23 protein-coding genes and 1 pseudogene are annotated in these 17,429 nt (G+C 69.0%); 14 read left to right on the top strand and 10 right to left on the bottom strand.

Translation table 11 applies throughout. The annotated features are described in order from the left end of the window. Positions 1-154 precede the first annotated feature (154 nt). From ABFX50_RS43090 to ABFX50_RS43105, 4 genes are all read right to left on the bottom strand, one after another. Positions 155-952, bottom strand: coding sequence for an ABC transporter ATP-binding protein (locus ABFX50_RS43090; RefSeq protein ID WP_346155057.1), 798 nt, complete (start codon positions 950-952; stop codon positions 155-157). Then, complete coding sequence (locus ABFX50_RS43095; protein ID WP_183642366.1) at positions 952-1,365, bottom strand: DUF1048 domain-containing protein; 414 nt, start codon at positions 1,363-1,365, stop codon at positions 952-954. Before ABFX50_RS43095 ends, ABFX50_RS43090 begins: the two co-directional genes overlap by 1 nt. Positions 1,366-1,367: 2 nt before the next feature. After that, entirely contained in the window at positions 1,368-1,697 is a 330-nt protein-coding gene (locus ABFX50_RS43100; protein WP_183642363.1) for a PadR family transcriptional regulator, read from the bottom strand. 112 nt (positions 1,698-1,809) lie between these two features. Continuing rightward, positions 1,810-3,078 carry a serine hydrolase domain-containing protein gene (locus ABFX50_RS43105; RefSeq protein ID WP_346155058.1) on the bottom strand — a complete coding sequence of 423 codons (1,269 nt, stop codon included), beginning with the start codon at positions 3,076-3,078 and terminating at the stop codon, positions 1,810-1,812. Between the two features lie 183 nt (positions 3,079-3,261). On the opposite strand from ABFX50_RS43105, the gene ABFX50_RS43110 reads away from it, so the two are divergent. After that, positions 3,262-3,936: a helix-turn-helix domain-containing protein gene (locus tag ABFX50_RS43110; protein WP_346155059.1), complete on the top strand. Its 675-nt coding sequence runs from the start codon at positions 3,262-3,264 to the stop codon at positions 3,934-3,936. A gap of 170 nt (positions 3,937-4,106) precedes the next feature. Here the strand turns inward: ABFX50_RS43110 and ABFX50_RS43115 are convergent, their stop codons facing one another. Then, entirely contained in the window at positions 4,107-4,727 is a 621-nt protein-coding gene (locus ABFX50_RS43115) for a TetR family transcriptional regulator (RefSeq protein WP_346155060.1), read from the bottom strand. A 98-nt stretch (positions 4,728-4,825) separates the two neighbouring features. On the opposite strand from ABFX50_RS43115, the gene ABFX50_RS43120 reads away from it, so the two are divergent. Next, on the top strand, positions 4,826-5,689 hold the full coding sequence (locus tag ABFX50_RS43120) for an alpha/beta fold hydrolase (RefSeq protein WP_346155061.1): 864 nt from the start codon (positions 4,826-4,828) through the stop codon (positions 5,687-5,689). A 28-nt stretch (positions 5,690-5,717) separates the two neighbouring features. On the opposite strand, the gene ABFX50_RS43125 is transcribed toward ABFX50_RS43120, so the two are convergent. After that, complete coding sequence (locus tag ABFX50_RS43125; protein ID WP_346155062.1) at positions 5,718-6,638, bottom strand: LysR family transcriptional regulator; 921 nt, start codon at positions 6,636-6,638, stop codon at positions 5,718-5,720. Between the two features lie 103 nt (positions 6,639-6,741). Here ABFX50_RS43125 and ABFX50_RS43130 point away from each other — a divergent pair, with 103 nt between their 5' ends. Together ABFX50_RS43130 and ABFX50_RS43135 are read left to right on the top strand one after the other, a co-directional pair. Then, on the top strand, positions 6,742-7,200 hold the full coding sequence (locus tag ABFX50_RS43130; protein WP_346155063.1) for a nuclear transport factor 2 family protein: 459 nt from the start codon (positions 6,742-6,744) through the stop codon (positions 7,198-7,200). Positions 7,201-7,324: 124 nt separating this feature from the next. Next, positions 7,325-8,281: an NAD(P)H-binding protein gene (locus tag ABFX50_RS43135; RefSeq protein ID WP_346155064.1), complete on the top strand. Its 957-nt coding sequence runs from the start codon at positions 7,325-7,327 to the stop codon at positions 8,279-8,281. 105 nt (positions 8,282-8,386) lie between these two features. Here ABFX50_RS43135 and ABFX50_RS51560 read toward each other — a convergent pair. Beyond that, positions 8,387-8,947 (bottom strand): annotated as a pseudogene (locus ABFX50_RS51560) (carotenoid oxygenase family protein); the annotation flags it as partial. Between ABFX50_RS51560 and ABFX50_RS43140 the strand changes: the two are divergent. Together ABFX50_RS43140 and ABFX50_RS43145 are read left to right on the top strand one after the other, a co-directional pair. Then, positions 8,898-9,191 carry an STAS domain-containing protein gene (locus tag ABFX50_RS43140; protein ID WP_346155065.1) on the top strand — a complete coding sequence of 98 codons (294 nt, stop codon included), beginning with the start codon at positions 8,898-8,900 and terminating at the stop codon, positions 9,189-9,191. The pseudogene ABFX50_RS51560 and the gene ABFX50_RS43140 overlap by 50 nt on opposite strands. Beyond that, complete coding sequence (locus ABFX50_RS43145) at positions 9,188-10,117, top strand: anti-sigma factor RsbA family regulatory protein (RefSeq protein WP_346155066.1); 930 nt, start codon at positions 9,188-9,190, stop codon at positions 10,115-10,117. Before ABFX50_RS43140 ends, ABFX50_RS43145 begins: the two co-directional genes overlap by 4 nt. A 314-nt stretch (positions 10,118-10,431) precedes the next feature. Here ABFX50_RS43145 and ABFX50_RS43150 read toward each other — a convergent pair whose 3' ends face one another. Continuing rightward, positions 10,432-11,382, bottom strand: coding sequence for a GlxA family transcriptional regulator (locus tag ABFX50_RS43150; RefSeq protein ID WP_346155067.1), 951 nt, complete (start codon positions 11,380-11,382; stop codon positions 10,432-10,434). 103 nt (positions 11,383-11,485) lie between these two features. Between ABFX50_RS43150 and ABFX50_RS43155 the strand changes: the two genes are divergently transcribed. After that, positions 11,486-12,082, top strand: a complete 597-nt coding sequence (locus tag ABFX50_RS43155) for a DJ-1/PfpI family protein (protein WP_346155068.1) — start codon at positions 11,486-11,488, stop codon at positions 12,080-12,082. A gap of 159 nt (positions 12,083-12,241) precedes the next feature. On the opposite strand, the gene ABFX50_RS43160 is transcribed toward ABFX50_RS43155, so the two are convergent. After that, entirely contained in the window at positions 12,242-12,868 is a 627-nt protein-coding gene (locus tag ABFX50_RS43160; protein ID WP_346155069.1) for a TetR/AcrR family transcriptional regulator, read from the bottom strand. An 88-nt stretch (positions 12,869-12,956) separates the two neighbouring features. Between ABFX50_RS43160 and ABFX50_RS43165 the strand changes: the two genes are divergently transcribed. The 7 genes from ABFX50_RS43165 to ABFX50_RS43195 all read left to right on the top strand — a co-directional run bounded on the left by ABFX50_RS43165 (position 12,957) and on the right by ABFX50_RS43195 (position 17,047). After that, positions 12,957-13,661 carry an NAD(P)-dependent oxidoreductase gene (locus tag ABFX50_RS43165; protein ID WP_346155070.1) on the top strand — a complete coding sequence of 235 codons (705 nt, stop codon included), beginning with the start codon at positions 12,957-12,959 and terminating at the stop codon, positions 13,659-13,661. A gap of 270 nt (positions 13,662-13,931) precedes the next feature. Beyond that, positions 13,932-14,555: a COX15/CtaA family protein gene (locus ABFX50_RS43170; RefSeq protein ID WP_346155071.1), complete on the top strand. Its 624-nt coding sequence runs from the start codon at positions 13,932-13,934 to the stop codon at positions 14,553-14,555. Next, a complete protein-coding gene (locus ABFX50_RS43175; protein ID WP_346155072.1) occupies positions 14,546-14,887 on the top strand; it encodes a COX15/CtaA family protein in 342 nt (113 codons plus the stop codon). The genes ABFX50_RS43170 and ABFX50_RS43175 overlap by 10 nt, the downstream gene beginning before the upstream one ends. 100 nt (positions 14,888-14,987) lie before the next feature. Next, a complete protein-coding gene (locus ABFX50_RS43180) occupies positions 14,988-15,443 on the top strand; it encodes a multicopper oxidase domain-containing protein (protein ID WP_346155073.1) in 456 nt (151 codons plus the stop codon). 202 nt (positions 15,444-15,645) lie between these two features. Further along, on the top strand, positions 15,646-16,011 hold the full coding sequence (locus tag ABFX50_RS43185) for an SgcJ/EcaC family oxidoreductase (RefSeq protein WP_346155074.1): 366 nt from the start codon (positions 15,646-15,648) through the stop codon (positions 16,009-16,011). Then, on the top strand, positions 16,008-16,817 hold the full coding sequence (locus ABFX50_RS43190) for an NmrA/HSCARG family protein (RefSeq protein WP_346155075.1): 810 nt from the start codon (positions 16,008-16,010) through the stop codon (positions 16,815-16,817). The genes ABFX50_RS43185 and ABFX50_RS43190 overlap by 4 nt, the downstream gene beginning before the upstream one ends. 56 nt (positions 16,818-16,873) lie before the next feature. Beyond that, the gene (locus tag ABFX50_RS43195) at positions 16,874-17,047 is read left to right on the top strand and encodes a hypothetical protein (protein WP_346155076.1); all 174 of its coding nucleotides are present in this window, start codon (positions 16,874-16,876) and stop codon (positions 17,045-17,047) included. On the opposite strand, the gene ABFX50_RS43200 is transcribed toward ABFX50_RS43195, so the two are convergent. Next, entirely contained in the window at positions 17,023-17,268 is a 246-nt protein-coding gene (locus ABFX50_RS43200) for a hypothetical protein (RefSeq protein ID WP_346155077.1), read from the bottom strand. The two genes, ABFX50_RS43195 and ABFX50_RS43200, sit on opposite strands and share 25 nt — an antisense overlap. Positions 17,269-17,429 lie beyond the last annotated feature (161 nt).

Here is a 17,429-nt window from a genome sequence, read left to right on the forward strand (position 1 = left end):
GACCCTGTCTTGATCGCACCGCCGAACACGTAGACGAACATCAGCATCATGGCGATCGGCATGATCGCGGTCGTGATGATGGTGTCCGGGCTGCGCGCGATGTGGCGCAGGGATCGTCCCAGCAGGACGGTGGTGTCGCCGACGAAGTGCTTGGTCATCGTGGTTCCTTCTGCGTCCGTAATGAGATGCGGTGTTCGGCGCCGACGAGGGTGAGGAAGACGTCCTCGAGGGTCGGCTGCTTCTCGACGTATTCGACCTTGGCGGGCGGCAGCAGCTGCTTGAGCTCGGCCAGGGTGCCGTTGACGAGGATCCGGCCCTCGTGCAGGATCGCGATCCGGTCGGCGAGCTGCTCGGCCTCGTCCAGGTACTGCGTGGTGAGCAGCACCGTCGTACCCAGGCGGGCCAGGTCCTTGACGGTCTGCCACACCTCGATGCGCGCCTGGGGGTCGAGGCCGGTGGTCGGCTCGTCGAGGAAGATGACCGGCGGGTCGCCGATGAGGCTCATCGCGATGTCGAGGCGGCGGCGCATGCCACCCGAATACGTCGACGCCTTCCGCGCGCCCGCGTCGGTCAGCGCGAAACGGGCGAGCAGGTCATCGGCGATCTTGCCCGGATCCTTGAGATGCCGCAGCCGGGCGACCAGCACGAGGTTCTCCCGCCCGCTGAGGATCTCGTCGACGGCGGCGAACTGTCCCGTCAGGCTGATCGACTCCCGCACCTCCGCCGGGTGCGTGGCGACGTCGAAGCCGTGGACGCTCGCCGTGCCCGCGTCGGCCTTGAGCAGCGTGGACAGGATCTTCACGACCGTGGTCTTGCCGGCCCCGTTCGAGCCGAGCAGGGCGAAGATGCTGCCCCGCGCCACGTCGAAGTCCACGCCGCGCAGCACCTGCAACTCCTTGTACGACTTCTCCAGGCCCTGCACCTGGATCGCCGGGGCTTGCTGTGTCGCCATCAGACGCTCCTGTCTTCTTTCCTGGTGTCTTCGCCGGCGGCTCGGTCGATGGCGCTGGTGAAGCGTTCTCGCTCCCGGCGGATGTACCGTCCCACCGCGTAGTTCTGCACGAACGCCTCGACGAACTCCACGGGGTCCTCCCCGAAGATCTCGCGGATCGGGGTGCCGTCGGCCGCGCTCTGCTCGAACAGATCGGCAAGGTCCTCGAACATCGAAGCCGCGTCGGCGCCGTCCCCCGGCCCGAAGTGCATCAGGTACCGCTCCAGCGCCTCGACCGCTGTGCGATAGTTCTCGGGAAGCTGCTTGACGCGCGCCTTGTACTGCCGCCAGCGCTTCTTGTCCTCGAGCGGCCCGGTGACCACCTCCAGGTACTGCCGGTAGCGCCTCTTCGGTTCGTTCGACCCTGTGTCCATGGCTACTTACCTCCTTCGCGGAGCTTTTCGAGCCGTTCGGCAAGGAAGCTCCAGGTCCTCCAGAACTCTTCGAGATGCTCGCGACCCTGAGCGTTCAGGGAATACACCTTGCGCGGCGGCCCCTTCTCGGACGGGACCTTCTCCACGTCGACGAGGCCGCGCTGCTCGATCCTGACGAGCAGCGCGTAGATGGTGCCCTCGGCGATGTCGGAGAAGCCCTGCTCCCGCAGCCACGCCGTGATCTCGTAGCCGTACGCGGCCCTGCCGGACAGGATCGCGAGGACGATGCCCTCCAGCGTTCCCTTGAGCATCTCCGTCGCCTGCTTGCCCATGACACACCCCCTTTCAGCTACTCAGTGACGCTTGCTACCGGTACAAAGTATCACTGACTACCGGTACATAGCAAGACTGAATAGCTGAGGCGCGAGCCGAGAACACAAGTCGTCAGCTCGCGGCCATACCGCCGCAGAAGACGTCCTTGACGAGCTTGTCCAGCGCCTTCGGGAACGCCCGCGCCGGGTCGATCGCGGCATCCCCGCTGGTGATCGAGGCGGTCAGGGTCTTCTTGCCGTCGGGCGTGCTGTACATCAGCGACCCGTAGCCGCCCACGCTGCCGTTGTGGTTGAGGAGGGTGCCGACGCAGTCCGGGCCCGTGTCCTGCACGTACAGCCCGAGACCGTAGCGGCCGAAGAGGCCGCCGCTCTTGGGGTGCGGCTTGCGCATCTCGGCCAGCAGCGTGGCCGGGATGAGCCTGCCGCCGTTCAGCGCGGAGAAGAACGTGTGGAGATCCTTGGTGGTCGAGACCATGTCACCGGCGGCGGGCAGCAGGGAGGTGTTCTGGCGGGTGACGTCGACCACCTTCCACTGGCCGGCGTCCTCATACCGGTAGTAGCCGTGGGCGTGCGGCCCGCGGATGTGCGTCCGGTCGCCCGGCAGCTCGGTGTCTCGCAGCTTGAGCGGCCGCAGGATCCGCCGCTTCATCTCCTCGGCGAGCGAGCGGCCGGTGACCTTCTCGATCAGCAGCCGGGCCAGCGTGTAGTTGGTGTTGGCGTAGCTCCAGTTCGTCCCCGGCTCGAACTTCGCCGGCTTGGACAACGCCAGCCGTACGAGCTCCTGCGGTCGGTAGGTGTGGAACCGGTTGTCCACCCACTCCTTGCCCACCGAGGGGATCCCCGGCACGAACGTCCCGTCGAGGTAGAACTCGCCGGAGTAGTTGAACACCCCGCTGGTGTGCTGCAGCAGCATCCGCACGGTGATCCGCCGGTCCAGTCCGAGCTCGGGCAGATAGCCGGCCACCGGGGCGTCCAGTCCGATCTCGCCCTCGGCCACCAGTTGCAGGACCACAGTCGCGACGAAGGCCTTGGTGGTGCTGCCGCCCCAGAACCGCCCGTTCGTCGGCGGCTTCGCGCTCGCGCCCAGTTTGCGCACCCCGGCGCTGCCGACCCACTCGCCCCGGTCATCGTTCACGCGCATCTGCACCCCGGCGAACCCGGCATCGACGAAGTCCTGGATGGCCTTCTGCAGCTCCGGGCGGTCCTGCCCGGTAGCGGTTCTCGGCACCGCCCTGCTGTCCGCGGTGCCGGCCGGGGTGGCTACAGCGGGCGTGGCCGTCCCGGCCAGCAGCGCTGCCGCCAGCGCCGTGACCGCCACTCGCCGGGAGACCCGCGGTGTCCGAGCCTCTGCATGCTCGGCGGTGGTGAGGGATCTGCTCATGGTCGTTCCTCAATTCGCGACAGTACGTGTTTAGTGGCCTTCGAAAGCTACGTTGCATTCGAAATTCGGTCAATCAACAGGAGGACATAGACGCAAGTGAACGCCGCTAAATTGATGCAATGACGCTGCAGCCGAACGCAATGCGAAGTTGCAATGAATGGCGGCGAAGGCAATACTGGCGGCATGCCAGGAGGACGACTGACCCAGCAGGACCGCGAGCGCATCGCGGCCGGACTCGCCGCCGGGCTCTCCTACGCCGAGATCGCCAGACGGCTCGACCGGCCGACCTCGACGATCACCCGGGAGATCGGACGCAACGGCGGCCCCACCGGCTACCGGCCCCAGCAGGCACACCAAGCGACAGCGCAGCGAGCCCGGCGCGGCACACCGGCGCCCCCGCGCGCGGCCGGATCCCCTGGCGGCACGATGGAAGAGGAACTCATCGAGGTGGCGGTCAGGACGGGGCTGCCGAGGATGACCGCGCGTGTGCACCTCGACCTGCTGCTGTCCGAGGACGGCAGGCGCACCGCGGCCGAGCTGACCCAGAGACTGAAGATCAGCCCGGCCACCGTCTCCGTCGCCGTGAACTTCCTGGTCGAACAGGGCTACATCCGGCGCGAACGCGATCCGCAGCGGCGCCGCGACATCTACGTGGTCGAGGACGACGCCTGGTACACCTCGATCATGACCAGCAGGCGGCATACGCTCGAGACGGTGCGGGCCACGATGGCGGCGGCCGAGACGTTCGGCCTCGACAGTCCCGTGGGGCGACGGCTGGCCAAAGCAGGGGCGTTCCTGGAGCGGATCAGCCTGGACATGATGGACTCGGCCGACCGCTGGCGCTCGCTTTTGACGTGACGGGTCTCAGCCGAACCACCTGAGCAACCGGCTGACCAGCCCGGCTGATCGCCACCGCCCGCCGCCGGAGCCCGGAGCTTGGACGGTTCCGCCGGTGGGGATACCGGATCCAGAACCAGCCACCGGAGGCGAGATCCGGGCCCGCCCTCGCACACCGTCGTCCACGTCCGTCAGAACGTCGAAGGCGCCCTCGTCGAACCCTGTCCGGCGAGGGTCGTGCGAAGGATCTCGATCCACCACTCGAGCATGCGATCCCGCGCGGTCGCCTCCAGTCCGACGCTCCTGCGAAATTCGTCGCCGAACAACGGCTCCGTCGCGACGGCCTGGTGCAGTCCGGCCACCGTCAGCTGGATCGCCTCGCGTGTCGGCGGCCTCCGTCCGGTGGCGGCGCAGTGCTGACGCGCCTGGGCGTGCAGGTGGTCCACCACCTCATCGAGTAGTCCGCTGCCGGTGTCCCGCCAACCGGACCGGTGCAGCGCGAGCGCGAGTTCGGCGTAACCGTCGGCGTACTGCCCGTGCAGCGCGCGCACCAACTCGGCGGGGTCGATCGGGCCGTCGGTCCACGTCTCCAGCACGGTGTGCAGTTCGGCCTTCAGTTTGGCCCCGCCGAACCGCAGCAGCGACTCCAGGAGCTGTTCACGCGTGCCGAAGTGGTGGTTGACCGCGGCGTCGGACACCCCGATCTCGGCGGCGACGGCGCGCACCTGGACGGCGGCCGGGCCACCTGCGGCGAGCAGCCTGCTCGCCGCCTCGAGGATCACCCGCCTGGCGTCATCGGGTTTGCGTCTCACTCGGGTGACCACACACCCACCTTACCTTGACGAGCCAAGGTACTAGCCTTACCTTGAGGCATCAAGGTAAGGGAGGTGGTTCCGTGCCCGGACCATTCATGATGGCGGCGCTGACGGACCTGGCGGCGGCCTTGGGCGTCACGATCCACGATCCGGCGCCGCCCCGCGAGATCGGCTTCTCCCGTTCGGGCTGCCGGTTGCACGGGTTCGACTGGGGCGGAACCGGAGCCCCGGTGATCCTGCTGCACGGCGGCGGACTGACCGCGCACACGTGGGATCTCGTCTGTCTCGGCCTGCGCGGCGCCGCCCGGCTGGTCGCGCTGGACCTGCGTGGCCACGGCGACAGCGACTGGTCCGACGACTACCGCATCGACACCATGGCGGCCGACGTCGTCGCCGCGGCCGACCACCTCGGCTTCGATCGGGTCCGGCTGGTCGGCATGTCGCTCGGCGGCGTGATCGCGGCCCACGTCGCCGATGCGCGGCCCGACCTGGTGGAGCGGCTGGTGCTCATCGATGTCGCACCCGGTGTGGACTTCGACAGCACCCGGCGCGTACGGGAATTCATGGCCGGCCTCGGTCCGGTGCGAGAACTCGAGACGGTGGTCGAGGCCGCGATGCGGGTCAACCCGCACGCCGACCGCGCGAGCGTCGCCTACCGCATGAGCACGCTGTTCCGCCGGGCACCCGATGGCGATTGGGTGCCGAAGGGCGATCTGCGTCCACCCGACTTCCCCGCCATTCTCGCGGCCATCGATCGGCTGGCCGACCAGCTGACCAAGACGCCGGTGCTGCTGGTACGCGGCGGACGCAGCAGGGTGCTCCCCCAGGCCACCGCAGAACGCCTGGTCGGGCAAATTCCTGACGGGCGACTCGTGGTCGTTCCGGACGCGGGGCACAACGTCCAGGAGGACAACCCGGCCGCGCTGATCATCGCGTTACGCGCCTTCCTGACACGCTGACCACGGCGAAATGCCCGGGCGGGGCCAATCACATCGAGATGGGGCCGAGGTCGGCGGCTGTCTGGGCCAGGGCGCGGACAGCGGGGCCGTCGGCGGTGGAGCGCCACGTCAGGGCCCATTGGAGGGCCGGGGCGTCCGGCATGGGCAGGAAGACGACGCCGGGGGGACTGTTGTAGCGGGCGGCGACGTCGCCCAGCGGGTGGACGCAATGTCCGGCGGCGACCAGGGACAGGATCTCGTGGAAGGTCCGCGCGGCGGGCCCACGCGGAATACGGCGGCCGCGCGGTGTCCGTGTCGGGACCATGGAGGCGACCCAGTACTCGGGCGCCCCGGGGCCGAGGTCGACCACGTGGTTGTCGGCGAGGTCCTCCAGGGACGCGGTGCCGCGATCGGCCAGCGGGTGGTCTGCCGAGACGGCCAGCACGCGGCCTCCGGTCAGCACGGTGGGGCCGACCGTGAGGTCCGGTTCGGCGACGGGCAGCCACAGCACGTGCACGTCGTTGTCTCCGGTGCGCAGGGCGGTGAACGGGTCGCTGCCGTAGACCTCGCCGAACTGGACGTCGCTGCCGGGGTAGCGGGCGCGAAACGCGTCGACGAGGGGGCGTAGTACGTGCCCGGCATGGCCGAAGACGCCCACCCGCAGGCGCTGACCCGCGCCGAGGCCGGCTGCTTCGGCGCGGGCGAGTCCCGCCTGGAGGAGGTCGACGGCCTGCTGGAGGTCTTCGCGAAGGCGCCGGCCGACAGGGGTCAGGCTCACGTGGCGGCTGGTGCGATCGAACAGGGCCACGCCGAGGCGCCGTTCCTGTTTGCTGACGGCCTGGCTGACGCGGGCCGGCGACACGCGAAGCCGTTCGGCGGTGCGGCCGAAGTGCAGTTCCTCGGCCAACGTCAGAAAGATCTCGATGTCGCGCAGCTCCACCAGTAACCCCAGAGTTAATGATCCGCGCACGAAGCTTACATTGTTCCGCCGCTGACCTGCCTCGATGCTGGACACACCACCCCGGACAGGCGGCACACGCCTGATCGGCGCATCGACAAAGGCAGGAGGACCAATGAGCGACATACGGGCCATCGCCGACCGCGTCGAGATCGAGGCGCTACGCGCCGAGGTCACCGACGCGGTGATGATGCGCGACTATGACCGGGTCGCGTCGCTGTTCACGCCCGAGGGCGCGATGCGGTGGCCGCACATCGACAAGGAGTTCGTCGGCAGGGAGGCGATCCGCGCGGGGGTCGAGTGGGGGCAAGGGCTGTGGGAGTTCTTCGTGCAGAACGTGCACCCGGGCGTCATCCGGCTGGAGGGCGACACCGCGAGCGGCCGTGCGTACGTCCAGGAGTTCGGGCGGATGCGTGACGGCGGCTCACACCTGAATTACGCGCTGTACCACGACCGCTACCAGCGCACTCCTGAGGGCTGGAAGTTCAGCGAACGCGTCTATGAGGTCCGATATCTCGACCCCACCCCGCTCGCCGGCTCGCCTCCTCCCGCAGCGCCCGAAGCGCAGGCGTGACTCACGAGCGGCTCGAAGCCGAACGACACCTTCAAGTTCACCGGTGACCTGGCCATCCGCAGTGTCACCAGGCCGGCCACCATAACCGTCGAGCGGGCCGATGCCGTGCACGACGTGCGGGGCGATGTCCGGCGCCGTCACCGTCCGCCTGGCTGCGGCCGGATTCCTCGTCGGGACCGAACCTCAAGCCTCCGCCCCGTCAGCCGGCGGGGAAAGTAACGAAGAGAAGGAAACCTCTACCGTGATTCTGGTCACCGGCGCCGCTGGAAATGTCGGCGCCAACGTCGTCAGTCAACTGCTCGAGGCGGGCGAGAAAGTACGCGTCATGACCCGTGACCCCGGGGACCGTTCCTTCCCGGACGGCGTCGAGGTCGTGGCCGGCGATCTGACCCGGCCGGAGACCCTGCCCGCGGCGCTGTCCGGCGTCGAGCGGGCCTTCCTGTTCCCCGTCTTCACCGGGATCGGCGGGTTCCTCGACGCGGCGCGGCAGACCGGCCTGCGGCATGTCGTGCTGCTGTCGTCGTCTAGTGTCACCTTCTCCACACCTGGGTTGATCGGCGAGCAGCACCTGCAGGTCGAACGGGCGCTCGCCGCGTCCGGGTTGCCGTGGACCTTCGTGCGTCCCGACGCGTTCATGACCAACGACCTGGCCTGGGCGCCGCAGATCGCGGGCGGCGAAGTGGTCCGCGGGGTGTACGGCAACGCCGCACTGGCCCCGGTCGACCCGCGCGACATCGCCGCGGTCGCCGCCCGCGCCCTGCTCGATCAGCGCGCCGGTGAGGCCTACGTGGTCACCGGGCCGCAGTCGCTGACCCAGATCGACCGCGTACGGATCATCGCGGAGACGATCTGGCGGCCGTTGCGGTTCGAGGAGATGCCCAGGGCACAGTTCAGGGAGCAGCTGCTGCGCCACGGCATGCCCGCGCCGGTGATCGACGAGCTCCTCGACGGGCTCGCCGCGAGAGACGGCAAGACCGCGGAGACCTCGCCCGCCGTCGAGGAGGTCACCGGGCGGCCGCCTTTCACCTACGCGCAATGGGTCGCTCACAACGCGACGGCGTTCCTCCCGGCACAGACCTGACGGCGACCGCCCCGGATGCGGGGGAGGCCGACAACCGGCCCTCGATCTCTGGAACTGCGTGATGCCGCTGGGATCAAACCGGGAGGAGCGCTGTCGAACCCGTAGCTCGACAGCGCTCCTCCCGGACATCGCCAGATCTCCCGCGTCCAGGACGAGGAGCTGGGAGGCGTCCGCCTTGAGGTCGCTGACGACGGTGAGCAGGTATCCGTCGTCCTCGTTGGTCCCGCCCTCGGCCGGGATGAAGACGGCCTCGCCCGGCATGCGTCCGGCTCCGTGGCCGAACAGCCGCTGCTGCCCGGTGACGGTGTCGAACTTGATGGTGGAGTAGCCGTCCAGGCCGGCACCGGGGAAGGCGATGGCGTAGCTGTAACTCGTCGATCGCCTCTGCGGCCGACCTGTTCGCCGCGACTTGTCAGGTAGGGCAGCTATGGTCCCGAAGGTGACTACCGCCAAGCAGGTGCCGATACACTGCCCGGCTGGAAGGAGCTTCCTTCTGCTCGTGCTCCGCTGAGGCGGCCAGCAGGTTGCTGACGGATGGTGAAGGAGACCAAACGTGGATGCCCCACAAGAGGTGGGCGGGCCCGTCCCTACGGCGCCTGGCAGGGCCGCGTTGGAGGTGAGCTCGTTGTCTGGCCGTCCCGGTATACGCGCCAGCGGCGAGATCACTGTGGTTACCCGCCCGTCCTGGGAAGAGGCCCTGTCTGAGCTGGCCAGCAACCATGCGGGTGTGTCCTATCTGGAGTTGTCGGATGTGGGGTTCGTTGACGTGGCTGGGGTGACGGCGCTCGCGATCACCGCCATGAACCTGCCTGATGGGCGGGTCGTGGTGGAGCATCCACCGCCGCACCTGGCGCGTGTCCTGGAAATGTTCTGGCCGAACCTGCACCAGATCGAGGTGGCGCCGCGATGAGCATGGCGTCCATCAACGAGACGTTCAAGCATCCTGCGTTGTTCTATCGCACCGCGCAGGAGTACACCGACCAGACGGTGTCGTTCATCCGGGAGGGCCTGGCAGCCGGGGAACCGGTGGCAGTGGCGGTACCCGGCCCCAACCTGGAGCTCATCAAGTCGGGGCTGGGCACCGATGCCGATGGATTGTTGTTCCTGGACATGACCGACGCCGGGCGCAATCCGGGGCGGATCATCCCCGGCGTGCTCCGGAAGTTCGCCGACGCCCACCCGAAGGGACGGGTACGGATCATCGGGGAGCCGATCTGGGCCGGCCGCACCGCGACGGAGTATCCAGCGTGCGCGCAACACGAGGCATTGATCAACGCGGCCTTCGAAGGCCGGGCGGTGACGATCCTGTGTCCGTACGACGAGACGAGGCTGGATGCCGACGTGCTGACCGATGCGAGACTCACCCATCCCACCGTCATCAGCCAGGGCCGCGAGCAGGCCAGCGACGCCTACGACTGGGAAGCGATCGTCGCCCGCTACAACGAGGCGTTGCCGGCCGCCCCCGACGCTGCGGTGTTCTCCTTCGACGCCGAGGAGCTTCCCGCGGCCCGGACGTTCGCTGTCCGTCAGGCTCAGCGGCTGGGCCTGGACGGGACGAGGTTGCTGGATGCCGAGCTGGCGGTCGCAGAACTGACGACCAACAGCGTGATCCACGGTGGCGGGCACGGAACGCTGGCGATCTGGAGCGAGGCGGGACAGGTCGTGGTCGAGGTCCGCGACGCGGGGCGGCTTCTTGACCCGCTTGCCGGCCGCAGGCCGCCGGAGCAAGGGCAACTCGGTGGCCGCGGCCTGATGCTGGTGCACTATGTGACTGATCTGGTGCGCGTGCACACCACGGGCGACGGCACGGCCGTGCGCTTCTACCTCACTCCATGAACCCCGCAGGGTGGCCGCCCGCCCAGGCGGCCACCCTGCGGGCAGACCTTGTGCGAAGGTCCTCTCGCCGTTCGGTACGCCCGCGTGTGTGAGCGTATAAGGGCCGCTCCAGGGACCAGCGGGCCGCGCAGCCCGGACGAGCTCTGCCCGGGGGTACTCGGACATCAGGCGCCAGTCCACTGGGTCGCGCGGCGACAGCGAGCGGGGGAAACAAACGTTCACGCTGGTCACCGGGTACGGCATCGCCCGCGAAGCGCTCGCCTGCCCGCACCTGAGCAGCTCGCGCTGCTGCGGGTGTGGTTCCACATGGGCCGTCAGGGGCTGCGGAAGGTCGCACGGTAGGCCCGCGGGTTGGTGCCGACCTGTCTGGCGAAATGGTGCCGAAGGGCCTCGACCGAGCCGAATCCCGTCGTCCGCGCGATCCGCTCCACCGGCAGGCCAGTGGTCTCCAGCAGTTCCCTGGCCCGCCGCACGCGCTGGTCGAGCAGCCATTGCAGCGGGGTCAGGCCCAGCCTGGCGTGGAAGCGGCGCGACAGGCTGCGCGTACTCATGGCGGCCTGCGCCGCGATGTCGGCCAGGGTCAGCGGCTTATCCAGGTTGTCTTGCATCCACTGCAGGGCCGGGGCGAGATCGTCGGGGTCGCCCTCGGGATCGCGGTGCTCGATGAACTGGGCCTGACCCCCGGAGCGCTGCGGCGGCATGACGATCGCCCGGGCGGCGTCGGCTGCGGTGGCCGCGCCGAGGTCTCGGCGCACCATGTGCAGGCACAGATCCAGCCCGGCCGCGACTCCGGCGGAGGTCAGGACGTCCCCTTCGTCGACGAACAGGACCGATGGATCCACCTCGATGCCGGGGTAGTCTTGCGCCAGCTGATCGGCGAGATGCCAGTGAGTGGTGGCGCGGCGGCCGTCGAGCAGCCCGGCCGCCGCGAGCACGAACGCACCCGTGCAGATGGAGGCCACCCGGCAGCCCCGGGCGGCGGCTGCGCGCAGTACCCGCAGCACCTCCGGGTCCGGCGGCCGCTCAGGGTCGCCGCCCGGGACGATCACGGTGTCGGCGGTCAGCGCGCTGCCAAGGCCATGCTTCGGGGAGATCTGGAAGAGGTCCTGGTCCCAGGCCGTGGCGTTGAGTGGCCGATCGGCGCACACCCGCACCTCATAGGCGGGGCTCAGATCCGCGTGCCGCGCGGCGGCGAAGACCTGGGCGGGGATCGTCAGGTCAAAGGCCACCACCCCGTCGAAGGCCAGAACGGCAATAACACGCATGTGGCCAGATCTTACGCATGCTCGGCATTCGAGCCCCTGTTCACTCCGCCCACGCACCAACATACTGATGCGCCCACCCACCCTCATTCCCTGCGGAGGTCACGTGCGCTCTCTTAGCGTGCACACCGTCCTGTACGACGACGTCGAGGACCAGGATTTCATCGGCCCGATCACGGTTTTCGGCGTCCTGGAGCACGTACGGCACACCTACGTCACCGCCGACGGCCCGCGAGCGGTGACCACCGCGTCTGGGGCCGAGATCACCGTCCGGGCCCCTTGGTCGCCCGGCACTGCGGACCTGATCCTGGTCCCCGGAGGCGGTTACGGCGAAGGCTCCGGCGTGGACCGCGAGATGACCCGCGGCGCGCTGCCGCGTGCACTGGCCTCGGCTGCCCGGCCCGGCCTCGTACTGGCGGCGGTGTGTACCGGCACGCAACTGCTCGCCGCGGCCGGGCTCACCGACGGCCGCCCCTGCGCCACCCACCACATCGCCGAAGACGACGTTCGAGCGCGGGGCGGTGACGTCGTCAGGGCCAGAGTCGTCGACGACGGCGACCTGGTCACCTCCGGCGGCGTCACCTCCGGCCTCGACCTGGGACTGTGGCTGGCCGAACGTTTCTACGGCCCGCAGGCCGCGCTGCTGGCTGAGGAGGTGCTGGAGTACCAGCGCCGCGGCACCGTCTGGCGCGCCGTGCAGTGACCCCTTCGGCCCTCCCAGGGCCCGGGCTCCGACATGACCCGACCGCTCGCCGTGGATCTTCCTGGGACGAAAGGGGCGACCGGTGTGGCTTCCACCCAGCGACGAATGCCGTTCGGCCGCTGGACGGTGAACCGTCGGATGGCCGGCGCCCGGGAGCTCTCAGCTCAGCAGTTCGCGGGCCAGCAGTTCGCCCCACCATCGCTCGACGCGATCGGGCGGCCACCCGCGCTCGTCGGTGAGGGTGATGTAGACGTCGATGACGCAGATGCCCGCGTAGATGTCGACTGCGGTCCGCACGTCCAGCCCGCCGCGCAGCACCCCCTCCGGCCAGGAGGAGAAGACCTGCAGGCGCGTCTCGTCGGCGCGACGGCGACCGTCGCGGTAGACGGTGCCCAGGTCCGGCTCCGTGCGTCCGGCCTCCCGCAGAAGCACGATGATGTCGCCCGCGCGCTCGTACAGCCGGCGGTCGAAACCGGCCATTGCCCGTAGTTGCCGCGCCGGATCCGCGGTGGGGTCCTCCAGCTCGGCCAGCATCTGCGGCACGTCGCCGCTCAAGTCGGCGGCGTCGGCCAAAGCTCGGGCCAGTCCGAGCTTGTTGCCGTAGATCGAGTAAATCGTCGGTACGGACACGCCGGCCTCGCGCGCAACGTCTCGCACCGTCGTCTCCGCCCAGCCCTGAGCAAGAAAGAGCTTGCGGGCCGCACGGGCGATCTCAACGCGAGTCTCCAGCGCTTGTGCGGTGCGGCGCAGCCCATCGTAGCGCCGCTGTCCCCGTTCCTCCGCCATGATCCCTCCAGGCTTTACGCTGCTTATAATGAATATAGATGGCGTGAACCGCTGAGCCATCGACGTCAAACTAGTGGAAGGCACGTACGTGAAACTCGTGATCTTCGGCGCCAACGGCCCCACAGGACGGCTCACCACCACCCAAGCCCTCGCCGAGGGCCACCTGGTCACCGCGGTCACCCGGCATCCCGAGGACTTTCCCTTCAGCGATCCCGCGCTGACCGTCACCAAGGCGGACGCTCTCGATCCCGAAGCGGTCGATCGGGCAGTAGCCGGCCACGACGCGGTGATCTCGACGCTCGGCGTCCCCTACGGCTCCCCCGCCGCCACCACGTTCTCCGAGTCCGCCACCCACATCACCGCGGCCATGACCGCACACGGCATCCGGCGCCTGGTCTGTGTCACCTCCACCGGCGTGCCGATGAAACCCCCACCCGGCGAGACCCTCATCTACCGCAAAGTGATCGTGCCGATGCTCCTCAAGATGGGGCGCCCACTCTACGAGGACGCCGCCCGCATGGAGCAGATCGTGGCCCACACCGACCTCGACTGGACCATCATCCGCCCATCGGGCCTGTTCGACGCCCGCGCGGTCACCGACTACACCGTCGGCCCGCCGCAGATGGTCGGCCGCTTCACCTCACGCCGCGACCTCGCCGACGCACTCATCCGCGAGGCCGTCGACGATCGCAGCCCCCGCTCCATCGTCGAGGTCATCACCACCGACGGGACGCCAAGCGTGTACCGCGTGTTCCTGAAGGAAGCGCTCCGCATCGGCAACGGCAGCGCATGAGGACGCACGAGAACGCCGGTCATCATGCCCTGTGACAGCACCCGCCTTCTTCATGTCTCTGCCGCACTCGCCCAGACCACCGGAAGGAGAACTGATATCGCCGGGCGGGATCAGAAGCCGTCATTGGAACCGTAGGTGCGCACACCGGGTGTCGGCACCGGCCCGACGGCTCCCTACCTCCACGGTTCATCCAGCAGACCTTGACCGCGTGTCCGGCAGCCTCCGCCATTGCGCAGCGGTCCAACGAGCAGCAGAGAGACACCTCTTCCTATGACGACTCCTTTTCAGTGGCTCGCCGCACGAGTCAGCTTCGAACGAGACGCCTTGCGCCGAGCTGCCGGTGCAGCGCTGGCGACCAGCCTGATGATCGTCATCACGGGTGGCATCGTCCGGGTGACCGGCTCCGGCCTGGGCTGTGACGGGTGGCCCCACTGCACCGAGGACAGTTTCGCCGCCACGCCCGAGCTGGGGATCCACGGTGCGATCGAGTTCTCCAACCGGCTGCTGTCCGTGATCGTGTGCCTCGCCGTCGGTTGGCTCATCATCGTTTCCCGGCTGCAACGCCGCCCTGTGCCCGGCCTGACCCGGTGGGGGTGGGTGCAGTTCTGGATCGTCATCCTGAACGCGGTCATCGGCGGGCTCACCGTGTGGGCGCGGCTGAGCCCTTACCTCGTCGCCGCGCATTTCCTGGCCGCCGTGCTGTTTCTGACGGCCACCACAGTCGTCTGGCACCGGGTTCGGGTGCTTGACCGCCCCGTCCGGCCCCTTTCCGTGCCTGTGGGCCTCCTGTGGCCTTGCTCGCAGCCGTGGCGCTGCTGGTCGTGGCCGGCACACTCGTCACCGGCACCGGCCCGCACGCGGGAGACTCCTCCGACGTGCCCCGCATGCCGTTGAACTGGACCGTGATGGCCTGGCTGCACGCGGCCGCCGCCGCGCTCGCCCTCGCCATCGCCCTCGCCCTGTGGGCCAGGACCCGGCGCGAGCCGCGCTCGACCGCGCACCGGCGCACCACGCTGTTCCTCGCCGTGTTCCTCACTCAGGGACTCATCGGCCTGACGCAGATCGCGACCGGCCTCGCCGAGGCCGTCACCGTCGCGCACCTGCTGGGCTCGGCCCTCGTGTGGGTGGGCGCGGTACGCGTTCTCCTCGACACCCGGCCTTCGGCACGGCGGACAGCCCCACCCGACAGGCCATCGACCCAGGCAAGCCGGTCCTGCTGCGCCTGATCAACAGTTCGGAGGAGCCGCACCGCCTCCACCTCGGCGGCACGCCGCACACCGTGACCGCCGTCGACGGCAACGCGATCCGCGGCGCGGTCCCCTGCCGATGGGCACCGACCTGCCTGTCGAGAAGGTCACCCACGACCGCGCCTACGAGATCGTGCTGGACGACGGGTTCGGCTTCGCCCAGGGCTCCTTCACCTACGTCAGCAGCTCGATGAACGGCCGGCTCTACCCTGCGGTACCCACGCTGATGGTGGCCGAGGGAGAACGCGTCAAGGTCCGCGTCGTCAACCGCAGCCTGATCGACCACCCCATGCACCTGCACGGCCATCGCGTCCGTGTGCTCTCCCGCAACGGAACGCCGGCCACCGGCAGCACCTGGTGGACCGACTCGCTCAACGTCGCACCCGGCGAGATCTTCGAGATCGACTTCACCGCGGACAACCCGGGCATCTGGATGGACCACTGCCACTTCAAGCACGGCGCCGAAGGCATGATCATGCATCTGGCCTACACCGGGATCACCTCGCCCTTCGACGAGACCCATATCCCGGAATGACGTCACAGCCGGGAGAGCGCGTACCGCTTCAGCAGTGGCGCCGGCGACAGGCACCGTCGAGCCCTGCCCGAACTCGACGCAGCCGTGGACGGACACCGCCAGGGACGCGTGGTCATCGTCACAGACTCCACCAGTTGCGGAGCGAACCGCTCCGGCATATTCTCTAGGCGGAGCGAATCGCTCCGCGAATTGAGGAGGCGACATGAACCCCGATATCGAGGCGATCGAGCAGGTCGTCCGCGACGCCGAAGAGCTGCAGAGCGACGTCGCCGGTTTCACCGGACTGCTGACCGAGGAGGTGGCCCTGGTCAACTTCACCGGGATCCGGCTGCGTGGCCGCGACCAGGTCAAGGAGGTCATGGCCAAGGCGCTGAGCACCCCGTTGAAGGATGTGCTGACCAAGAACGAGCTGCTCGACGTCACGTTCCTGCGACCGGACGTGGCGCTGGCCCACCTGATCAAGCACGTCAACGACGGCCGCACAGGAGCGCTGACGTTCGTGCTGGTCAAAGAAGACGACGCCTGGCGGATCGCGCTCGCCCAGACCACTCCGGTGATGACGTCATGAGTGTGGCCCTGGTCATCGGCGCCACCGGTCAGCAGGGCGGCGCCACCGCACGTCACCTGCTGAGCCGCGGCTGGCAGGTCCGCGCCCTGGTCCGCGACCCGGAAAGCCCCGCCGCGCGCCGCCTGGCCGGCGCCGAGCTCGCGGTCGGTGACCTGGGAGACGCCGCCTCCCTGGAGCGGGCCATGCGGGGCGTCGATGCCGTGTTCAGCATGCAGGCCCTGGCCTACGAGCCGGAGACCCTCAAGGCCGAGGTACGGCAGGGCATGCTCGTCGCCGACATCGCCCTGGATACCGGAGTCGGGCACCTGGTCTACAGCTCGGTCGGCGGTGCCGAGCGGCGCACCGGGATCGAGCACTTCGAGAGCAAGGCGGCGATCGAGTCCTACATCCGCGCTCTGGGGTTGCCCGCGACCATCCTGCGGCCGGTGTTCTTCATGGACAACCTGCTGCACTACGCCGACGCCGCAGGCGAAAGGGTGATGGAGCTCCCGGTGCTCCCCGACCGGCCCATGCAGCTGATCGCCACCGACGACATCGGCCGCATCGCCGCGCACGTCATCGACCACCGCGACGACTACCTGGGCGCGGAGCTCGAGATCGCCGGCGACGAGCTGACCTTCACCGAGGTGGCCCAGATCTACGAGAAGGTCACCGGAGTGCCGACGCGCCTCCTCCCCCTGCCGATCAAGGAAAGGCTGTTCGAGTGGTTCGCCGAGAGCGGCTACCAGGCTGACCTCGCCGAACTACGCGACCACTTCCCCGGCTTGCTCACCTTCCAGGACTGGCTCGGCGGGCAGACCCGCTAGACGTCACTGACACGCACCACCGCCGTCGTGTCCGCGCTCACCTGGAGGAAGCCCGCATGGAGACCCCGGGCACAGTCGAGTTCATGAGGCCCGCCAACGTGCCCGCCGGGACGCCCATGGCAGTGGAGACGGCGATCCCGCCGATGCGCCTGCGGGAGCAGGCTTCGCGGCGGGCGATCGTGCTGACCGTTGCGGGTCTGTCCCATCAGCCGGTCGCGCGGGGGCACTGACGGATCTTGAAGGTGGGGTGACGAGGCGCGATCCGGTGGAACTCCGCCAAGGGGTCCGTCGGCCCCAGCCCCAGGTGCGGCCGGGCGCCGGGCGCGGCGGCGAGGTAGCGGCGCAGGATCTCGGCGCGCCACTCGGGCGGGATCTCCTCAAGCAGGATCAGGGTCTCACGACCCCGACGGCGGAGCGCGGCCCTGCCGCCCGCGGCCTGGACGTTCCGCACCCAGTTCCGCGACCGGAACCGAAGTGATCTTTCCGCTGCGGCGCCCCACCACCTTCAGTACGGCGGTACGGCGCGGCGACAGCCGCCGAGCCCCGTACACCAGGACATCGAGCCGGTTCATGAGCCGCATGAGCGCGTTCGGCCGCCCTCGTCGATACATC

Origin of the sequence: Nonomuraea recticatena (genome assembly GCF_039533245.1) — a bacterium.
GTDB classification, from domain to species: Bacteria; Actinomycetota; Actinomycetes; order Streptosporangiales; family Streptosporangiaceae; genus Nonomuraea; species Nonomuraea roseola.

Bases quoted from the DNA above. Each gene is read 5' to 3' on its own strand.
- ABFX50_RS43185 (WP_346155074.1), top strand. From the start codon at position 15,646: ATGAACCCCGATATCGAGGCGATCGAGCAGGTCGTCCGCGACGCCGAA.
- ABFX50_RS43195 (WP_346155076.1), top strand. From the start codon at position 16,874: ATGGAGACCCCGGGCACAGTCGAGTTCATGAGGCCCGCCAACGTGCCC.
- ABFX50_RS43110 (WP_346155059.1), top strand. From the start codon at position 3,262: ATGCCAGGAGGACGACTGACCCAGCAGGACCGCGAGCGCATCGCGGCC.
- ABFX50_RS43170 (WP_346155071.1), top strand. From the start codon at position 13,932: ATGACGACTCCTTTTCAGTGGCTCGCCGCACGAGTCAGCTTCGAACGA.
- ABFX50_RS43090 (WP_346155057.1), bottom strand. From the start codon at position 952: ATGGCGACACAGCAAGCCCCGGCGATCCAGGTGCAGGGCCTGGAGAAG.
- ABFX50_RS43175 (WP_346155072.1), top strand. From the start codon at position 14,546: ATGCCGTTGAACTGGACCGTGATGGCCTGGCTGCACGCGGCCGCCGCC.
- ABFX50_RS43190 (WP_346155075.1), top strand. From the start codon at position 16,008: ATGAGTGTGGCCCTGGTCATCGGCGCCACCGGTCAGCAGGGCGGCGCC.
- ABFX50_RS43095 (WP_183642366.1), bottom strand. From the start codon at position 1,365: ATGGACACAGGGTCGAACGAACCGAAGAGGCGCTACCGGCAGTACCTG.
- ABFX50_RS43120 (WP_346155061.1), top strand. From the start codon at position 4,826: ATGATGGCGGCGCTGACGGACCTGGCGGCGGCCTTGGGCGTCACGATC.
- ABFX50_RS43100 (WP_183642363.1), bottom strand. From the start codon at position 1,697: ATGGGCAAGCAGGCGACGGAGATGCTCAAGGGAACGCTGGAGGGCATC.
- ABFX50_RS43130 (WP_346155063.1), top strand. From the start codon at position 6,742: ATGAGCGACATACGGGCCATCGCCGACCGCGTCGAGATCGAGGCGCTA.
- ABFX50_RS43105 (WP_346155058.1), bottom strand. From the start codon at position 3,078: ATGAGCAGATCCCTCACCACCGCCGAGCATGCAGAGGCTCGGACACCG.
- ABFX50_RS43160 (WP_346155069.1), bottom strand. From the start codon at position 12,868: ATGGCGGAGGAACGGGGACAGCGGCGCTACGATGGGCTGCGCCGCACC.
- ABFX50_RS43135 (WP_346155064.1), top strand. From the start codon at position 7,325: ATGTCCGGCGCCGTCACCGTCCGCCTGGCTGCGGCCGGATTCCTCGTC.
- ABFX50_RS43150 (WP_346155067.1), bottom strand. From the start codon at position 11,382: ATGCGTGTTATTGCCGTTCTGGCCTTCGACGGGGTGGTGGCCTTTGAC.
- ABFX50_RS43145 (WP_346155066.1), top strand. From the start codon at position 9,188: ATGAGCATGGCGTCCATCAACGAGACGTTCAAGCATCCTGCGTTGTTC.
- ABFX50_RS43180 (WP_346155073.1), top strand. From the start codon at position 14,988: ATGGGCACCGACCTGCCTGTCGAGAAGGTCACCCACGACCGCGCCTAC.